The sequence below is a fragment of the Leptothrix ochracea genome (genome assembly GCF_041083635.1).
Lineage (GTDB): Bacteria > Pseudomonadota > Gammaproteobacteria > Burkholderiales > Burkholderiaceae_C > Sphaerotilus > Sphaerotilus ochraceus.
The window spans coordinates 79,040-96,222 of record NZ_JBFPHB010000014.1 but is presented as its reverse complement, the minus strand read 5'-3'; the positions used below and the strand labels follow the sequence as shown (position 1 = coordinate 96,222).

General features: G+C 61.9%; 18 protein-coding genes and 1 pseudogene. 12 read left to right on the top strand and 7 right to left on the bottom strand.

What is annotated here, in order from left to right:
• Positions 1–4: 4 nt before the first annotated feature.
• On the bottom strand, positions 5–703 hold the full coding sequence (locus AB3X39_RS06570) for a hypothetical protein (protein ID WP_369416556.1): 699 nt from the start codon (positions 701–703) through the stop codon (positions 5–7).
• A gap of 161 nt (positions 704–864) precedes the next feature.
• Between AB3X39_RS06570 and AB3X39_RS06565 the strand changes: the two genes are divergently transcribed.
• The gene (locus tag AB3X39_RS06565) at positions 865–1,275 is read left to right on the top strand and encodes a VOC family protein (protein ID WP_369416555.1); all 411 of its coding nucleotides are present in this window, start codon (positions 865–867) and stop codon (positions 1,273–1,275) included.
• Between the two features lie 75 nt (positions 1,276–1,350).
• Positions 1,351–2,715 carry a carbohydrate porin gene (locus AB3X39_RS06560; protein WP_369416554.1) on the top strand — a complete coding sequence of 455 codons (1,365 nt, stop codon included), beginning with the start codon at positions 1,351–1,353 and terminating at the stop codon, positions 2,713–2,715.
• Here AB3X39_RS06560 and AB3X39_RS06555 read toward each other — a convergent pair.
• A complete protein-coding gene (locus AB3X39_RS06555) occupies positions 2,700–3,338 on the bottom strand; it encodes an FABP family protein (RefSeq protein WP_369416553.1) in 639 nt (212 codons plus the stop codon). The two genes, AB3X39_RS06560 and AB3X39_RS06555, sit on opposite strands and share 16 nt — an antisense overlap.
• A 31-nt stretch (positions 3,339–3,369) precedes the next feature.
• Here AB3X39_RS06555 and ispD point away from each other — a divergent pair, with 31 nt between their 5' ends.
• The 3 genes from ispD to hepT are packed head-to-tail and all read left to right on the top strand — an operon-like array spanning position 3,370 to position 4,896.
• Positions 3,370–4,104 (top strand): 2-C-methyl-D-erythritol 4-phosphate cytidylyltransferase, encoded by a 735-nt coding sequence (ispD, locus tag AB3X39_RS06550; RefSeq protein WP_369416552.1) that lies wholly within the window; start codon positions 3,370–3,372, stop codon positions 4,102–4,104.
• Positions 4,101–4,496 (top strand): type VII toxin-antitoxin system MntA family adenylyltransferase antitoxin, encoded by a 396-nt coding sequence (gene mntA / locus AB3X39_RS06545; RefSeq protein ID WP_369416551.1) that lies wholly within the window; start codon positions 4,101–4,103, stop codon positions 4,494–4,496. Before ispD ends, mntA begins: the two co-directional genes overlap by 4 nt.
• Entirely contained in the window at positions 4,486–4,896 is a 411-nt protein-coding gene (gene hepT, locus AB3X39_RS06540) for a type VII toxin-antitoxin system HepT family RNase toxin (protein ID WP_369416550.1), read from the top strand. The genes mntA and hepT overlap by 11 nt, the downstream gene beginning before the upstream one ends.
• 6 nt (positions 4,897–4,902) lie before the next feature.
• On the opposite strand, the gene AB3X39_RS06535 is transcribed toward hepT, so the two are convergent.
• Positions 4,903–5,964, bottom strand: a complete 1,062-nt coding sequence (locus AB3X39_RS06535; protein ID WP_369416582.1) for an alkene reductase — start codon at positions 5,962–5,964, stop codon at positions 4,903–4,905.
• Positions 5,965–6,079: 115 nt separating this feature from the next.
• Between AB3X39_RS06535 and AB3X39_RS06530 the strand changes: the two genes are divergently transcribed.
• Complete coding sequence (locus AB3X39_RS06530) at positions 6,080–6,991, top strand: LysR family transcriptional regulator (protein ID WP_369416549.1); 912 nt, start codon at positions 6,080–6,082, stop codon at positions 6,989–6,991.
• Here the strand turns inward: AB3X39_RS06530 and AB3X39_RS06525 are convergent.
• Positions 6,976–8,661 (bottom strand): electron transfer flavoprotein-ubiquinone oxidoreductase, encoded by a 1,686-nt coding sequence (locus tag AB3X39_RS06525; RefSeq protein ID WP_369416548.1) that lies wholly within the window; start codon positions 8,659–8,661, stop codon positions 6,976–6,978. The genes AB3X39_RS06530 and AB3X39_RS06525 overlap by 16 nt on opposite strands.
• 129 nt (positions 8,662–8,790) lie before the next feature.
• Between AB3X39_RS06525 and AB3X39_RS06520 the strand changes: the two genes are divergently transcribed.
• The 6 genes from AB3X39_RS06520 to AB3X39_RS06495 are packed head-to-tail and all read left to right on the top strand — an operon-like array spanning position 8,791 to position 14,092.
• A complete protein-coding gene (locus tag AB3X39_RS06520; protein WP_369416547.1) occupies positions 8,791–9,573 on the top strand; it encodes an SDR family oxidoreductase in 783 nt (260 codons plus the stop codon).
• Positions 9,563–10,045, top strand: a complete 483-nt coding sequence (locus AB3X39_RS06515; RefSeq protein ID WP_369416546.1) for an acyl-CoA thioesterase — start codon at positions 9,563–9,565, stop codon at positions 10,043–10,045. Before AB3X39_RS06520 ends, AB3X39_RS06515 begins: the two co-directional genes overlap by 11 nt.
• Before the next feature lie 44 nt (positions 10,046–10,089).
• Positions 10,090–10,935, top strand: a complete 846-nt coding sequence (asd, locus tag AB3X39_RS06510; protein WP_369416545.1) for an archaetidylserine decarboxylase — start codon at positions 10,090–10,092, stop codon at positions 10,933–10,935.
• 18 nt (positions 10,936–10,953) lie between these two features.
• On the top strand, positions 10,954–11,910 hold the full coding sequence (locus AB3X39_RS06505; RefSeq protein ID WP_369416544.1) for a tRNA dihydrouridine synthase: 957 nt from the start codon (positions 10,954–10,956) through the stop codon (positions 11,908–11,910).
• 21 nt (positions 11,911–11,931) lie between these two features.
• Positions 11,932–13,677: a sensor histidine kinase gene (locus AB3X39_RS06500; protein WP_369416543.1), complete on the top strand. Its 1,746-nt coding sequence runs from the start codon at positions 11,932–11,934 to the stop codon at positions 13,675–13,677.
• 22 nt (positions 13,678–13,699) lie between these two features.
• Positions 13,700–14,092: a response regulator gene (locus AB3X39_RS06495; RefSeq protein WP_369416542.1), complete on the top strand. Its 393-nt coding sequence runs from the start codon at positions 13,700–13,702 to the stop codon at positions 14,090–14,092.
• 15 nt (positions 14,093–14,107) lie between these two features.
• Here AB3X39_RS06495 and prmB (AB3X39_RS06490) read toward each other — a convergent pair whose 3' ends face one another.
• From prmB (AB3X39_RS06490) to dapE, 3 genes and pseudogenes are all read right to left on the bottom strand, one after another.
• Positions 14,108–14,974, bottom strand: a complete 867-nt coding sequence (prmB, locus tag AB3X39_RS06490) for a 50S ribosomal protein L3 N(5)-glutamine methyltransferase (RefSeq protein ID WP_369416581.1) — start codon at positions 14,972–14,974, stop codon at positions 14,108–14,110.
• 153 nt (positions 14,975–15,127) lie between these two features.
• Positions 15,128–16,030: pseudogene (gene prmB / locus AB3X39_RS06485) on the bottom strand (50S ribosomal protein L3 N(5)-glutamine methyltransferase); the annotation flags it as partial.
• Entirely contained in the window at positions 16,027–17,181 is a 1,155-nt protein-coding gene (gene dapE / locus AB3X39_RS06480) for a succinyl-diaminopimelate desuccinylase (protein WP_369416579.1), read from the bottom strand. The pseudogene prmB (AB3X39_RS06485) and the gene dapE, both read right to left, overlap by 4 nt.
• Positions 17,182–17,183 lie beyond the last annotated feature (2 nt).

Sequence of the window (17,183 nt, the reverse complement as noted above, 5' to 3'; positions counted from 1 at the left end):
TCTCTCAACCCTTGGTGGTGCGGACTCGGCTGAGCCAGATCAGCCGTCCATAGGCCGGTATCACCACGGCCGACAGCGCGTAGGCCAGCCACGTCAGGCCGAGCAACACGTCGCCGGCGGGTTGGCCGGGCATGAACTGAGTTGGACTGTTGCCATGACCATTCATCTGCGCCACCACGGCAGGCAGCACACCCAGGGCGGACAAGCTGTCCATCAAAAGCACCAAGGGCAAGACCAAGGCGACGCCCAACTGGAGGGTGGATAACTTGACGGCTCGGCGCAGAAACACGCCCAGCAGCGCCACGCGCCATGTGGCCACGATCAGCAAGGTCCACGATTGGGCCGCTTGAGCGGTTTCAGTCGCCACGAGGTGTGCCCATGGGATGGCGTACAGAAACGCTGGTGGGGCCGTCAAGGTGACGAAAATCAGCACCTGTTGGTAGCTTTGCGTGGGCCGAAGCGGTAAGAGCAAGGCCCACAACAGCCCGGCCATGAAGAACACATAGGCCACCGAGACCCCGCCCAGTTGTTGCCAGAGGCTGGCGTGCGGCTGATCCCAAAATCGGCCCACCCCAGCCAAGGCCGTCAGCCCGAGCCCGAGCGCCAGATAAGCGGAGCCCTCTCGTCGCCAGTCCACCGCCATGGATCGGAACGTCAGCAAGCGCCATTCGTTCAAGAGCATCGTTTGCCATGAGATACGCATGATCTTTCTCCTTGGGTCGTGTGATGTCATGCACGGAGGCTTTGCACAGATTGCTCCAATGGACTTGTTTTTGATAGCCTTGGGAGGGGTCATCGAGGTGGCGACTTTGATCAGGATCAGGACTCGGCGTCTACGATGTCCATCTTTTTCAAGAGGCTTGTATGACCGACACCCTCAACCACAACAGCCGCTACAACCGCGCGGTGTGGTTCGACATCTTCGTGAACGACTTGGACCGGGCGATGGCCTTTTATCGGGCGGTGCTGGGGTGTGCGATCAGCAAAGAAAACGATCAGGGTCGCACCTTTGCGGTCTTGGCGGGGTTGGGCGGCAACAGTGGCAGCTTGATCCCGGTGCGCGAAGTCCTCGCGACTCAGGGTGTTCATGCGGCGGCAGGCGTGCTGCTCTACCTCAACGTCGAGGGTCGGCTGCGCGATGCGCTGGCTGAGGTGCGTCGCTGTGGGGGCGCGGTCTTGGAAGATGTGCGCCCGATGGGCTTGCACGGTTTTCGGGCGGTGGTGCTTGACAGCGAAGGCAACCGCATCGCGCTGCACGCACCGCAGGACCGTTGAGTCCCCGCCAGTTACCCAGTCACACTTCTGTAACTTTGAGGCGCTTTAATCCGCCCCTTTGTGAGGACAACCCTGATGACCTTGGATCTGTGGAAGCGATGCGCCTTGGGCGTGGGGCTGCTGGTTTGTCTGGGCAGCCATGCCCAAGCTCAAGCCCAAACGCAGGATGCTGCTGCTCCCGAGACCGAAAACCAGACCGCGCGCTGGCAGATCACCTACAACGGTCAGATGCATCCGAGCTTTGGCGCGGCCTATACCGGCCCGAACAGCATCGTTCCCGGACATGAACGGATGTACACCCTCTCGGCCACCGCCTTTTTGGGCTGGCGGCCATGGCAGGGGGGGGAGCTGTATTTCAACCCCGAGATGGCTCAAGGCGTGCCGTTTTCGACCAACTTGGTGGGCTTGGGCGGCTTCACCAACGGCGAGATCACGCGGGCTGCGGGTGAAGCGCCGGTGTTCTATCGCCAGCGGCTTTTTTTGCGCCAAACCTGGAACCAAGGCGGCGGTACCGAAGCGGTCGAATCGGACTTGAATCAGATGGCCGGCACGGTGGATAAAAACCGCTGGGTGCTGACGCTGGGTAACTTCTCGACGCTGGATGTGTTTGATCCGAACACCTACGCCAAGGACCCGCGCACCCAGTTCATGAATTGGGGCAACTGGACCTACGCGGCCTACGACTACGCAGCCGATGCACGTGGTTTCGGCTGGGGTTTTGCTGCCGAGTGGTATCACGACGATTGGGTGCTGCGCTTTGGGCGCATGTCCGGGCCGAAGGAGCCCAACATGCTTGAGGTCGATTTGGCTTTGGCCCGCCATTTTGGTGATCAGGTGGAAGTGGAGCATGCGCACACCTTGGGCGGTCAGCCCGGCAAGGTGCGCCTACTGGGTTGGCGCAATCGGGCGCAGTTGGCCAACTTTGACGACGCCTTGGCGTGGCTTCAGGCCCACCCGGGCCACTACGCCGACCCAACAGCGCTGTTTCAGGTGCGCGCGGGTGACCAATGGAAATACGGCGTGGGCCTCAACCTAGAGCAAGCGCTTAGTGCCCACACGGGCCTGTTTCTGCGCCTGATGCAAGCCGATGGCCATACCGAAACCCATGCCTTCACCGAGGTGGATGGTTCTTTCTCCTCCGGGGTGTTGATCAAGGGTGCGGCTTGGGGCCGTGAGCAAGACAGCGTGGGCGTGTCCTTGATGGCCAATACCTTGTCCGATGCGCGCCGGCACTTCTTGGAAGCCGGCGGCACCTCGTTTTTCATCGGTGACGGTGCCTTGCGTTATCGCCCCGAAACGATCTTCGAGGGCTACTACAGTTGGGAAGCCTTGAAGCGTCTCTGGCTGAGCTTGGACGTGCAGCACATCCAGAACCCCGCCTACAACGCCGACCGAGGCCCGATGACGGTCTACGCCTTGCGGATTCACACTGAGCGCTGAGCCAGCGGATTCGGTGTGGGCTCGGCGATCTTGTGCAGCACGTTGCGGTCGGTGTGGTGAAAGGGTTCATCCCGGCCTTGGATCTGCATCACGGTGTCTTGTTCATACGACCATGTGCCGTCTTCGGGGTGCAGGGTCACCGTGATGCGGAACTCGGTGGTTTTGAAGGCGTGGTGCAAGAAGGGCGCTGAGCAGATGCCGAAGGTGTCAAGACCTTGGGTGGCGAGCAGCTCGAAGGTGGTGGCGTCGGCGGTGGTCTGGCCCGAGGCGAGGGCCACCAAGCCGCGCGGGATGCTGAGCGTGTGGATCACGCTGCCGGTGGCAGGCTCCCACAACCAGTAGCCGACTTGCTCGTGATAGGTCTTGCGCTGATCGGGCTTGGTGATGTGGGTGTGATAGCGCAGACCGTAGAGCAATTGCGGGCCGTTGGTCTGCGGATCAATCGGTTGCAGCTCGATGCGTTCCACATACGCCTGCTTTTTGGGGCCTTCGGCCTTCGGTTTGACATCGAGCCCTCGGGTGCCTTGCCAGATGCCGGCCATGCCGCGCAGCGGGCCAAGGTGGGCCAAGGTGTCGGTGTCGATCGGGTAGGGCTCGGTGTAGATGTCTTGGGTGTCATTCATGGCGCTATCCTAAGCTGCACAATCACGCCCCATGCAAATCGGAACCCTTCCTCGTTGTTTTGCCCTGGTGCCTTGTGCGGGCGTGGGCAGCCGTGCCGGTGTGGGCGGCCCCAAGCAATATCACCCGGTGGCGGGCCGCCCCGTGGTGGCACATACCTTGGCCGCCTTGGCCCAAGTCAGCCGCTTGGAGGCTACCTTGGTGGTGCTTTCGCCCGAAGATCGCCAGTTTGAAGCGGTGGTGCCGGGCTTTGAGGGCGAGCGCGGCTGGGTGGCGCGCTGCGGTGGTGCCACCCGGGCTGAGAGCGTCGCAGCGGGCTTGCAAGCCATGCTGGAGCGCGGCGTGCAGCCGCACGACTGGGTGCTGGTGCATGACGCTGCCCGCTGCCTGATCCAGCCGGGTTGGGTGGACCGACTGCTCGACGCCTGTGCCGACGACGAGGTGGGCGGCTTGCTGGCGCTGCCGCTGGCCGACACGCTCAAAGAAGAGGTTGGCTCAGCCGACCTCACCAGCCCGGGGCCTCGCGTAGCCCGAACCATCGACCGCAGCGGCAAATGGGCCGCGCAGACGCCGCAAATGTTTCGCTTAGGCCTGCTGCGCCCAGCCCTGCTGCATGCCCAAGCCAGCGGATCGGCCGTGACCGATGAATCCAGCGCCATCGAAGCCTTGGGCCACGCCCCGCGCTTGGTGCGCGGCGACGCCTTCAACGTCAAAGTCACTTGGCCCGAAGACTTTGCCTTGGCCGAGCGGTTGCTGGGGGGACGATGAATCGCCGGGCCATCGAACAGCTTGTGCATGAGCGGGTGCCGGATCTGTGGGCGCTCTACGCTTTTGGCAGTCGGGTGCAAGGCACGGCCGGGCCTGAAAGTGATTTGGATTTGGCCGTGTTGGTGGCGGGCTATGCCGAGCCGCTGGGGCTTTGGGAGCTTGCTGGCGATCTTGCCGACGTGGCCGGTTGTCCGGTCGATTTGCTGGATCTGCGCGCCGCTTCAACGGTCATGCAGTACCAAATCATCACACTGGGGCAGCGTTGGTGGGCCAAGGATGTGCAGGCCGGGATCTTTGAAGCCTTCATCCTGAGCGAGAAGACGGCGCTCGATACGGCCAGGGTGGGCTTGTTGGATGACATTGCCAAGGAGGGCGTGATTCATGGTCGATGACGTTTTGCTCAACAAGGCCGCCACCATTGAGCGCTGCGTTCGCCGTGTCCATGAAGAGTACGACCGTGACCCTGCGGGTTTCGCCACCGACTTTACCCGCCAAGACGCAGCGATTTTGAACATCCAACGGGCTTGCGAGGCCGCGTTGGACATGGGCCAGCACCTTGTGCGGCGTGATCGCCTTGGTGTGCCGCAGAGTGCGCGCGATGTGTTTACCTTGCTTGCTCAGTCCGGGCGTATCGAGCCGGATCTGGCCGAGAGCCTGAAGCGCATGGTGGGGTTTCGCAACATCGCTGTGCATGACTACCAAGCGCTGCAATTGCCCATCACGGTGAAGATCATCACCGTGCATTTGGACGAGTTCCTGCGCTACAGCAAGACCTTGCTGCAAGCGGGCTGAGAACGGTCAGCGCATTGCCGGGTAGTCGATGTAGCCCTGATCGCTGCCGCCGAAGAAGCTGTTGCGGTCGGCGGCGGTCATCGGCGCTCCGGCCTTGAGCCGCTCGACGAAGTCCGGGTTCGCCAGCACGAACTGGCCGTAGGACTCCAGATCCGCCAGTCCGGTGGCCAGATCGGCACCGATCGCGTCGCGCGCCCGGCTCGGTCGGTTCAGGATCAGCGCCTGCTTCCAGAGCGCGCGCAGATCGGTCAGCAGGGCTTCGTTGCCCAGATGCATCATGTGCAGGTAGGCCAGACCCAGCCGGTTGAGTTCCGCCACCAGATGGCGGTACAGATCGGCCGCCTCGGGGCCTTCGTCGATACCCGACATCGGATTGCCGGGGGAGAGGCGAATGCCGGTGCGATCCGCACCGATTTCCTCGGCGATGGCCTGGGCCACCTCGACGGCGAAGCGGGCGCGGTTGGCGATCGAGCCGCCGTAGTCGTCGGTGCGGGTGTTGGCACTGATCGCCAGGAACTGATGCACCAGATAGCCGTTGGCACCGTGGATCTCGACCCCGTCGGCCCCTGCGTCGATGGCCCGGCGCGCCGCATGGCGGAAGTCAGCCACGGTCTGGCGTACCTCTTGGACAGACAGCGCACGCGGCTCCGGAATCGGCAGCATGCCCTTCAAGGTGAACATCGGCACGCCCGGCGCGATGGCCGACGGCGCCACCCCGGGCCGGTGATGGGGGGTGTTGTCGGGATGGGAGACGCGCCCGGCATGCATCAGCTGGATGAACAGTCGGCTGCCCCCGGCGTGGACCGCGTCCGCAATCGCCCGCCAACCGGCCACATGCGCATCGGTGTGGATGCCGGGGGTGGTCAGATAACCCTGCCCGTCCTCGCTGGGCTGGGTGCCCTCGCTGATGATCAGGCCCACGCCGGATCGCTGCGCGTAATACGTCGCCGCAGAGGCTCCAGGCGTGCCATCGGGCAAGGCTCTGGAGCGGGTCATGGGGGCCATGACGAGACGGTTGCTCAACGCGTAGCGGCCGAGACGGGTCGGCTCGAAGGGGTGTTGATTCATGAACGGACTCCTTGAGGGGCATGCCAAGTGGGCGACAAACTGCATCATCCATGAATCCATCCACGGGATGAAGTCACAATTCTGAGAATGATTGATGCATGGATGGAGCAATGAGATGGTGCCTCTGAACGACATGGCGCTTTTCGTCGAGGTCGTGCAGGCCCGCAGTTTTCGGGGGGCCGCCGAGGCGACCGGGGTCCCGAACTCGACCCTGTCGCGTCGGATCGCTTTGCTGGAGAAGTCGATCGGTCTGCGCCTGCTGCATCGCACGACCCGCCGGATCGAAGTGACCGAAGCGGGGCAGATCTATTTCGAGCGCTGCCGGCGCATCGTCGATGAGGCCCGCCTCGCCCACGAACAGCTGGGTGAACTCTCCGCGCAACCCAGCGGCGTGCTGCGAGCGTCGCTGCCGGTGGATTTCGCCACCATCTACTTGGCGCCCTTGCTGACCGAGTTTGCCGACCGCTATCCGGGGATCAGCTTTGAGTTCGACCTGACGCCGCGCCGGGTCGATTTGGTGGCTGAGCCCTTCGATGTCGCCATCCGGGTCGGGGAACAACCCGACTCGGCGTTGATCGCCCGGCAACTGGCCCGACTGACCGCCTGTCTCTATGCCGCGCCGCGCTATCTGGAGCGCATGGGCGAGCCGCAGCATCCTGCGGATCTGGTGCGACATCAGTGCCTGGGGTTTCCAAAGTCGGGCCCTTGGGTGCTGCACCGCGAACAGACGGCAACACCCGAGACCGTCGAGATCCGGGTCGGCGGGCGCTTTGTGCTCAACAGCGTCGGCATGTTCCGGCGCCTTGCGGTCTTGGATCAGGGCATCGTGCTGCTACCCGAGGCGGTGGTGGCTGACGATCTGGCCTGCGGTCGCCTGCGGCGCGTCCTGCCCGGCTGGCACGGCACACCGACGCCGATCTATGCGTTGACCGAGACCCGGCTGCTGCCGGCCAAGACGCAGCGCTTCATCGAGTTTTTGCAGGAGAACTTGCGCTCCCCAACCCTCGCCGATCACATCCCGGCGTAATTCGGTCCGCCGCCGCCTTCGGGGGTGACCCAGACGATGTTTTGGCTGGGGTCTTTGATGTCGCAGGTTTTGCAGTGGACACAGTTTTGGGCGTTGATCTGCAAGCGGTCGCTGCCGTCAGCGGCTTGGACAAATTCATAGACCCCGGCGGGGCAGTAGCGTTGTTCGGGGCCGGCGAAACGGGCCAAGTTGAGCGCCACCGGCACCGCAGCGTCCTTCAAGGTCAGGTGTGCAGGCTGGTTTTCTTCGTGGTTGGTGTTGCTGAGAAACACCGAAGAGAGGCGGTCGAAGGTCAGCTGACCGTCCGGCTTGGGGTAGTCGATCTTTGGGCACTGATCGGCTGGCAAGAGATACGTGTGGTCAGCGGCCGGGCGGTGTAGGGTCCACGGCGGGGCTTTAAAGCCGATCTTGGGCAAGAGCCACTGCTCAATCCCCGTCATGAGCGCGCCCACGGCTTGGCCCTTCTTGAACCACTGCTTGAAGTTCTTCGAAGCTTGCAGCTCGGTGTAGAGCCAGCTTTGCTCGAACGCCTTCGGGTAGGCCTCCAGCTCGTCTTGAAAGCGGCCAGCGGCCAGCGCTTCGACGGCGGCATCGGCACAGAGCATGCCGGTCTTGATGGCGGCGTGGGTGCCCTTGATGCGGCTGGCGTTCAAGTAGCCGGCTTCGCAGCCGATCAGCGCGCCGCCCGGGAACACGGTTTTGGGCAAGCTCAGGATGCCGCCGGCCGTGATGACGCGCGCACCGTAGGCGACGCGTTGGCCGCCTTCAAACCAAGGCCGAATCTTGGGGTGTGTCTTGAAGCGCTGGAACTCTTCAAACGGCGAGAGCCATGGGTTTTTGTAGTCGAGCCCGACCACAAAGCCGACCGCCACCTTGTTGTCTTCAGCGTGATAGAGGAACGAGCCCCCATAGGTGTGGCCATCCAGCGGCCAGCCGGCGCTATGCACCACCAAGCCGGGGTGATGCTTGCTCGGGTCGATGTCCCAAACTTCCTTGATACCGATGCCGTAGCTTTGCGGGTCTTTGCCAGCGTCAAGGTTGAAGCGTGCGATGACTTGCTTGCCCAGATGACCGCGTGCGCCTTCGGCAAAAACGGTGTACTTGGCGTGCAGTTCCATGCCGAGCTGGAAGTTGTCGGTCGGCTCGCCGTCCTTGCCCAAGCCCATGTTGCCGGTGGCCACGCCCTTGACGCGCCCTTGTGCGTCGTAGAGCACTTCAGCGGCGGCAAAGCCCGGGAAGATCTCGACGCCCAAACCTTCAGCTTGCTCGGCCAACCAGCGAGTCAGTGCGCCGATGCTGAGGATGGTGTTGCCGTCGTTGTGGAAGCAGTCGGGCAGGAAGAAATCCGGCGTTTGGCGGGCGTCAGTTGCAGTGAGGAACAGGAAACGATCTTCGGTGACCGGCTGGCCGATGGGGCAGCCGCGTTCTTGCCAGTCGGGGAAAAGTTCCTGCAACGCCCGTGGATCCATGATCGCGCCCGAGAGGATGTGCGCCCCGGGCTCCGAACCTTTCTCCAGCACCACGACCGAGACCTCTTGGCCTTTCTCGGCCGCTTTTTGCTTGAGGCGAATCGCACACGACAGGCCAGCGGGCCCGCCGCCGACGATCACCACGTCGTAGTCCATCGATTCACGCGGGCCAAATTGGGCGATCAGGTCAGCAGCCGTCATGTTGTTGTTCCTCATGCACTTCGGGGTCGGGGAGGGCGCAATTCTAAAGGACGGTTCAAGGGGCAGAACCGCTGGGCCTGCGTGCTATCGTCACCGTTCACGATAAGACCCTTTTGCAGGATGCAGCCCATGAGTTACAGCATTGATTTGTCAGGCCGGGTGGCCTTGGTGACCGGCGCTTCGAGCGGCCTAGGCACCCAGTTTGCGTGGGCCCTGAGCCGCGCTGGCGCTGCGGTGGTTTTGGCCGGTCGGCGGCCTGAGCGGCTGAAGGATTTGCGCGCCGCCATCGAAGGCGAGGGCGGCAGCGCGCACGTGGTGGCGCTGGATGTGACCGACATGGCCAGCATCAAGTCGGGGGTCGCCCACGCCGAAACCGAAGTCGGTACGCTTGACATCTTGGTCAACAACTCGGGCGTGAGCACGCGTCAGAAGTTGCTTGATGTGACGCCGGACGATTACGACGAACTGTTTGACATCAACGTGCGCGGCGCTTTCTTTGTCGCCCAAGAAGTGGGCCGGCGCATGGTGGCGCGCTCACGGGGTGCGGCGCCAGGCACTTTCACCGGCGGGCGCATCGTCAACGTGGCCTCCACGGCGGGTTTGCGGGCTTTGAGCCAGATTGGCGTTTATGCCATGAGCAAGGCAGCGGTGATTCACATGACACGTGCCATGGCGCTGGAGTGGGGCAAGTTCGGTATCAACGTCAACGCCCTGTGCCCGGGCTATGTCGAGACCGATCTGAACGCCGCCTTTTGGGACACCGAAGCCGGCCAAAAAGTGGTTCAGAGCTTGCCGCGCAAGCGCTTGGGCCAACCCCACGATCTGGACTTGGCGCTGCTGACGCTGTGCGCCAACGAGAGCAGTTTCATCAACGGCACGATCTTGCAGGTGGACGACGGCCATGGCCTCTGATTCGCGTTTTGATTTGCGCTTCGAACTGCCGCCGGATCTGACGCCGTGTTTCGAGATGGTGATGCCGATTCGCTGGGGCGATATGGATGCCTTTGGGCACGTCAACAACACGGTGTATTTCCGCTATTTGGAGAGCTTGCGCATCGAATGGCTGCGGTCGCTCGAAGGCGCAGAGCCCTTGGGGGCGGAAGGCACCGGGCCGGTGATCGTCAACGCCTTTTGCAACTTCTATCGTCAACTGACCTTTCCGGGCGACATCTTGGCCAAGCAGTACTTGGGCGCGGTGGGGCGCAGCAGTGTGGATATCTATGGCACCTTGGAGCGTGTCGATGAGCCCGGTGTGATCGTGGCTGCCGGTGGCGCCAAGACGGTTTGGGTGCACTACGCCCAGCAGAAATCGCAACCCTTGCCCGAGCGGCTCAAGCGGGCTGCAACGCCCCCCGTACAATCCGGCCCGCTTTTGCCTCCCTGACCCTTTTTCAACCTGCCTCAACCTGCGTGGTGTCCATGTCGTCCATGTCTGATCGTCTTGCCGTTTTGCCGCAATACCTGCTGCCCAAGCAGGCCCTGACTTCGTTTGCAGGCTGGGTGGCAAGCAAGGAACGCGGTGCGCTGACCACGGCGATCATTCGGCGCTTTGTGCGGCGTTACCACGTGAACATGGCCGAGGCCGCCAACCCGGACATCGCCAGCTACGCCACCTTCAACGACTTCTTCACCCGCGCCCTCAAGCCGGGTGCGCGGCCGTTGGCTGAGGCGCGCTTGATTTGCCCGGTGGACGGGGCGATCAGTCAGTTTGGGCCGATCCAGCGCGATCATATCTTTCAAGCCAAGGGCCATCGCTACAGCACCACCGCCTTGGTGGGCGGCGATGCAGCTTTGGCCACCAAGTTTCAAGACGGCGCGTTTGCCACGCTCTACTTGAGTCCCCGCGACTACCACCGCATCCACATGCCGTGCGCCGGGCGACTGCTGAGCATGGTGTATGTGCCGGGCGAGCTGTTTTCGGTCAATCCGACCACTGCGCGTGGGGTGCCGGGGCTGTTTGCGCGCAACGAGCGCGTGGTTTGCGTTTTTGAAGGTGTTGACGGACCTTTTGTGCTGGTGCTGGTGGGGGCCACCATCGTGGGCAGCATGGCCACGGTTTGGCACGGTCAAGTCAACCCGCCGCGCCCGGGCGAGATCCGCCGTTGGGACTACGCCGATCAAGACATTCGCTTGGCCCAAGGCCAAGAGATGGGGCGCTTCTTGCTCGGCTCCACCGTGGTGATGCTCTTTCCCAAAGGGCCCAAGCCAGTGCGTTTCAACGCTGCTTGGGTGACGACGCGGCCCATCCGTTTGGGTGAAGCGATGGGCGAATAAGCCCAAGCCCGGACCGCGATGTTGTTGCTCGCCCCGATGGAGGGGCTGCTGGATTTTTCGCTGCGTGACATCCTGACCCGTGCTGGCGGCATTGATCGCTGCGTGTCGGAGTTCGTGCGTGTCACCAACACCTTGCTGCCGGAGCGGGTGTTCTACCGCATCGCGCCAGAGTTGCTCCACGGGGGTTGCACGCCCGCTGGGGTGCCGGTGCGGGTGCAACTGCTGGGCTGTGATCCCGTGTGCTTGGCTGAAAACGCTGGGCGCTTGGCCAGCTTGGGGCCGGCCGGTATTGATCTGAACTTTGGCTGCCCAGCCAAGGTGGTCAATCGCCACGGCGGTGGGGCTGCGTTGTTGGAGACACCCGAGCGCATCGCCCAGATCGTCGAAGCCGTGCGCCGCGCTGTGCCCGCCGACATGCCGGTCTCGGCCAAGATGCGTTTGGGCATGCGTGACACCGATTTGGCGGTGACGTGCGCTCAAGCGATCGAGGCCAGTGGTGCGTGTGAGTTGGTGGTCCATGGCCGTACCCAAGTCCAAGGCTACAAACCTCCGGCCTATTGGGACGAGATTGGTCGGGTGCGCGCATCGGTGTCGATCCCGGTGATTGCCAACGGCGAAATCTGGTCGGTGGCCGATGCCCAGCGCTGCCGGATGGAGTCCGGTTGCATGGATTTGATGTTGGGGCGCGGCATGGTGGCTGATCCAGGCTTGGCGTGGGCGATTCAACAGGCTGACCATGGCACGATGTCCGATGGGCCCGGACCGGGTCTGAGTTGGTCCGCCCTTCAACCGTTGTTGCTGGCTTTTTGGACGCTGACCGAGCGGCTTTTTGAGCCGCGTCACCGTGCGGGTCGGATCAAGCAGTGGTTGCACATGCTGGCCCGAAGGCATCCTGAGGCCTTGGCCTTGCATGCTGAGTTACGGACGGAAAATGACCCCCTCATCGTCGAAGCTCGGTTGTTTCCGATCCCATAACCCCGTTGTTCAAGGTTTGGCATGTTCCTGCGAGTGATTCGTCTTGCGGCTTGGTGGCCGGCCTTGGTGGCCGCCCAACGAGCAGTGATGTTCTCGCTGTTTGTGTTGATCACCCTCTGGGTGGCCGTGGCGTATGAGATCCACCGGGAAGATCAGGAGGCTTTGCATCATGCGCAAGTCACGCTGACCAACTTAAACCGTGCCTTTGCCGAGCACACCGCCAAGACCATCCAAGGGGCGGATCAAGTGGCGCGTTTTGTGCGTGCGCAGTATTTGGAGAAGGGCGATCACCTTGATATTGCCAGTTTCCTGCGCCACCAAAACCTCATCGATACGGACTACCAGTTGGTCAGCATCATTGATGCTCAGGGCTGGTTGGCGTATGCATCCAAGCCCTTTGAACGTCTTGATTTGCATGACCGAGAGCATTTCCGCGTTCATACCTATGGCAATGAAGATCGACTGTTTATCAGCAAACCTGTGCTTGGACGGGTGTCTGGAAAGTGGTCGATTCAAGTGTCCCGGCGCATCACCGATCCGAGGACCCATGTGTTCAAGGGCGTGGTGGTGGTGTCCCTGTCACCGGACTATGTTGCAAGCTTCTTCCAAGGGGTCAATTTGGGCCCCTACGGGGTGATGGCCATGGTCGGCATGGAGGGGGGCATTCGTGCCCGTGCTCCGCCCATTGACCTGGGAAAAATGACGGCTGGCTTGGATGTGCCCACCGCCGCTCAGACCCCGGGGATGTCGATGATGGCCTTGATGACTTATCCGGAAGGCATGACGCGCAGCGTGAGTCAGATCGACGGCGTGGAGCGCCTGTGGGCCTTTCAGCGACTCAAGGCGTACCCCACGGTCGTGATCACGGGCATGGGGGTGACCGATATTGATGTCGATACCAAAGCGCGCGCGTGGGTCTACAAGATGGTCGCCGGTTTGCTCTCGGTGGTGTTGGCGGGGTTTTTGTTCAGTTTGATTCTCAGCGCGCGTCGGCAAGGAGACATCGTGGCGCAGTTGCGTCAGAGTCAGCAACAGGCCCAGACCGCCAACGAGATGAAAACGCGGCTTCTGGCCAGTGTGTCGCATGAACTGCGCACGCCGCTCAATGGCATCTTGGGATACGCCGAGTTGATTCGGGATGGCACCACGCCCGAGGAAACCCAAGAATTCTCCGAGATCATTTTTCACAGCGCTCAGCATTTGGGGGGGCTGGTCAACGGCTTGCTGGATATGGCGCGGATTGAATCGGGGCGCATGATTTTGCGGGTCGAGGAGGTCGATATCTTGGCCTGTGTCCGACAGATCTACGGCGTTCATGCTTTGCAGGCGAGCGAGACATCCATCGCTTTTGTGTTGGATTTGCCCCCCCATGTGGATGCCACCGCTTGGCATCTACGGACCGACGCCATCCGAGTGACGCAGATTCTGACAAATATATTGTCGAATGCTTTCAAATTCACGACCAAGGGGGAAATTACGTTGTCGATGCGACGCCAAGACCCCCGTTGTGTTGTATTGCGTGTCCAAGACAGTGGGATTGGCATGTCACAGCAACACTTGTCGCAGGTCTTTACACGTTTTCATGCCATGACCCGCGATCCTGACGAACCGATTCATGCTCAGCAAGGTGCAGGGATCGGGTTACCTCTGGCCAAGGAGTTGGCTGGATTGCTTCATTCCCATCTGGAGATTGAATCCAGACTGGGTCGCGGCACGATCGTGACGTTGCGTCTGTCCGATATGCGCGCCGTCCAACAACCTCGATGACAAGCTCTGCATGACAACAACGATGACCTCAAAACGTGCGCTGGTGGTGGACGATAACTTGCTGAACAGCCGGTTGGTTTCGCTCTTCTTGCATCGCTTGCACTGGGACACGCTGGTGGTGGATAGCGGCGAAGAGGCGCTGAAGGTGCTGCGGCAGAACCACACGCCGGCACCCGATCTCGTGCTGCTTGATCTACGCATGCCCGGTCTCGGGGGGGAAGCCGTTTGCCGATTGATTCGGGACGATATCGGTTTGAAGAGCCTGCCCGTGGTCGCCTATACCGCGCACAGCATGCCCGAGGAGCGGGTGCGGATGCTCGCCATGGGTTTCAATGGCTTGTTGGTCAAACCGATTTCTTTCAACGATGTTTGTCTGCTCAGCAACGAGTTTTCACCGCCCGAAACCCAGCGGTGAGTTCGTGCATCAGCATCAGCGATGCAGCCATTGAATCAACGCTTCGTGCGTGATCAAAGCGACCTGATCGGTGCCTGAGGTGGTGTCGAGCCAGACGGTCTCCAGCCCCGCAAACGCGACGTCGTAGTGCGGGCGCTCGTTGCCGATTTCAAGCACCAACACGGCGTGCTCGCTCATGACACCCAAGACATCACGCATCAGATTGCGGATGAAATCCATGCCATCGCTGCCGCCTTCCAGGGCCATGCGCGGTTCGGCCAAATATTCCGCCGGTAGCCGCGACATGGAGGTGCTGTTGACGTACGGTGGATTGCAGAGAATCAGGTCATAAGGGCCACGAACTTGGGTCAGGCCGTTGCTTTCGATCAGCGAGATGCGTTGCGATAGCCCGTGGCGTTGCACGTTGATGCGCGCCACATCGAGCGCGTCGCGTGACAAATCTGCGGCATCCACCACCACTTCGGGCCAGACCATGGCTGCCAGCACCGCCAAGCTGCCATTGCCGGTGCACAGATCCAGCACATGACGTGTTTGCTCGGTGAGCCAAGCGTCCATGCTGCCGTAGGCAATCAGCTCGGCGATGAATGAGCGCGGAATGATGACCCGCTCATCGACGTAAAACGCCACCCCTTGCAACCACGCTTCGCGGGTGATGTACGCCGCAGGAATGCGGCGGGTGATGCGCTCGCTGATGACTTGTCGTACACGCGTGGCTTGCTCGGGAGCCACCACCATCTGGGCCAGCTGATCGAGTTCGTTGACGGGCTTGTTGAGGGCCCACAAGGTCAACCAAGCGGCCTCGTCGAAGGCATTGGTGGTGCCATGACCAAAGGACACCCCGGCGCTGTGCAGCCGCGAAGCCATGGCATCCACCAGCGCCATCACGGTGATCGGCACGGCGGCAGCTGAGGGGGCTGCCGAGGCTGTGGTCGAGGTCGTTGTTGCGGGCGACTCCGAATTTTGGCGATGGATGCCCGAACCAGTCAGCGACCCTGTGCCCATCACCATCGGTGCTTCGGCCACGCTGCGCCAGCGCATCAAGGCATCGCGACTGACCAACACCACTTGATCGAAACCGGCATGGGTGTGCAGCCACACCCCCTTGAGATTGGGGAAGGCTGCTTCAAAGGCGGAACGTGCATGACCAATTTCCAGCACCAACCCGCCTTGAGCTGACAGCACTTCAAGCCCATGACGCAGCAACTCGCGGATAAAGTCCATCCCGTCGGGGCCGCCATGCAAGGCGATGGGCGGTTCAACACGCAATTCATGGGGCAATTCGCCGTATTCAGCGCTGCTGAAGTGCGGTGGGTTGCACAAGATCAGATCGTAGGGGCCTCGTACATGGGCCAGAACATCGCTTTTGATGAGGGTGATGTGCTCCGACTGACCGTGTCGCTGCACATTCATCCGGGCCACTTCCAACGCGTCTTGCGAAACATCGGCCGCGTCGATGTGGACGTTGCGCCACATCATGGCTGCGAGCACCGCCAAGCTGCCATTGCCGGTCCCGAGATCAAGCACGCGCTGGCTACGTTCATTGAGCCACGTATCGAGCGCTCCAGAGACGATCAGCTCCCCGATCAAGGAGCGTGGCACACAGGTGCGCTCGTCGATATAGAACGGCACGCCCTGATACCAGCACTCGCGAATCAAGTAGGCCGCAGGCATTTGGCGGTTGATGCGTTCCGACACGAGGCGTTGGACATGCACCACTTGCTCGGGATCGACCGGCGCATGAGCGACGTTGTCGAGCGTTTCGTGGGGCATGTCCAGCGTCCACAGCACCAGCAGGCATGCTTCATCAAAGGCACTGCTGCTCGGATCCATCCAAATTTTGGCTTGGGCCAAGCGTGCTGCCACAGCATCAATCAACGCTGCGATCGTCAGTTCAGGGGTTGGCTTGATGGCTTTCGCCGTCTGGGCGTCACGGCTCATGTCAGCAAGTTCTCCAAAGTTGTACGGTAGATCAAGGTCAGCGGGGCCAAGTCTGCCACCGCGCAGCATTCATCGATTTTGTGGATGGTGGCGTTGAGGGGCCCCAATTCCACCACCTCGGGGCAGATCTGAGCAATGAAGCGCCCATCCGACGTGCCTCCGGTGGTGGAGAGTTCAGCTTCTAGCCCGGTGACATGGCGAATGGCGTCTTGCACGGCACCCATCAATGGGCCGGGGCGGGTCAAGAAGGGCCGTCCTCCCAGCGTCCACGCCAAGTCGTAGGTCAGTGCGTGCCGATCCAGCAGCGTGTGGACGCGAGCCTTGAGCTGCTCTGGCGTGGATTCGGTGGAAAAGCGGAAATTGAAATCAATCACCAGCTCACCCGGAATGACATTGGTCGCCCCGGTGCCGGCGTGGATGTTGGAGATCTGCCAACACGTGGGTGGGAAATGGTCGTTGCCAGCATCCCATACTTCGGCCGCCAGCTCTGCCAGGGCGGGTGCCGCCTGATGAACCGGATTGCGTGCCAGATGCGGGTAGGCGATGTGACCTTGGATGCCCTTGACGCTTAAGCGGCCGGAGAGCGAGCCCCGACGACCGTTTTTGATCATGTCACCGAGCTGGTTCACGGAGGTCGGCTCACCCACGATGCAGGCATCGAGGCGCTCACCGCGTGCTTGGAGCCACTCGCACACTTTGACCGTGCCATCGATCGAGGGGCCTTCCTCATCGCTGGTGATCAAAAACGCCAAACGCCCCTTGTGTTCAGGGTGATGGGTCACAAAGGCTTCGCTGGCCACCACCATGGCCGCCAGCGAACTTTTCATGTCCGCCGCCCCCCGGCCAAAGAGCTGACCGTCACGGTAGGTGGGCACAAAGGGATCGCTCTGCCAATCGGCCCGTGGACCTGTGGGCACCACATCGGTGTGGCCGGCAAAGACCAGCGTGGGGCCGGGCAGGCCGCCCTCACGCACCGCCCATAAGTTATCCACGGGGGCCTCTGGCGGTCCCCAGCGCAAGGGCTGGCACGTGAATCCCAAGGCGGTCAGGCGCGATGCGATCAGGGCTTGGCAGCCTGCGTCTTGGGGGGTGATGGAGGGGCGGGCGATGAGCTCTTCAAGCAGGCTCAGTGTGGCATCAGCAGCAGATATGG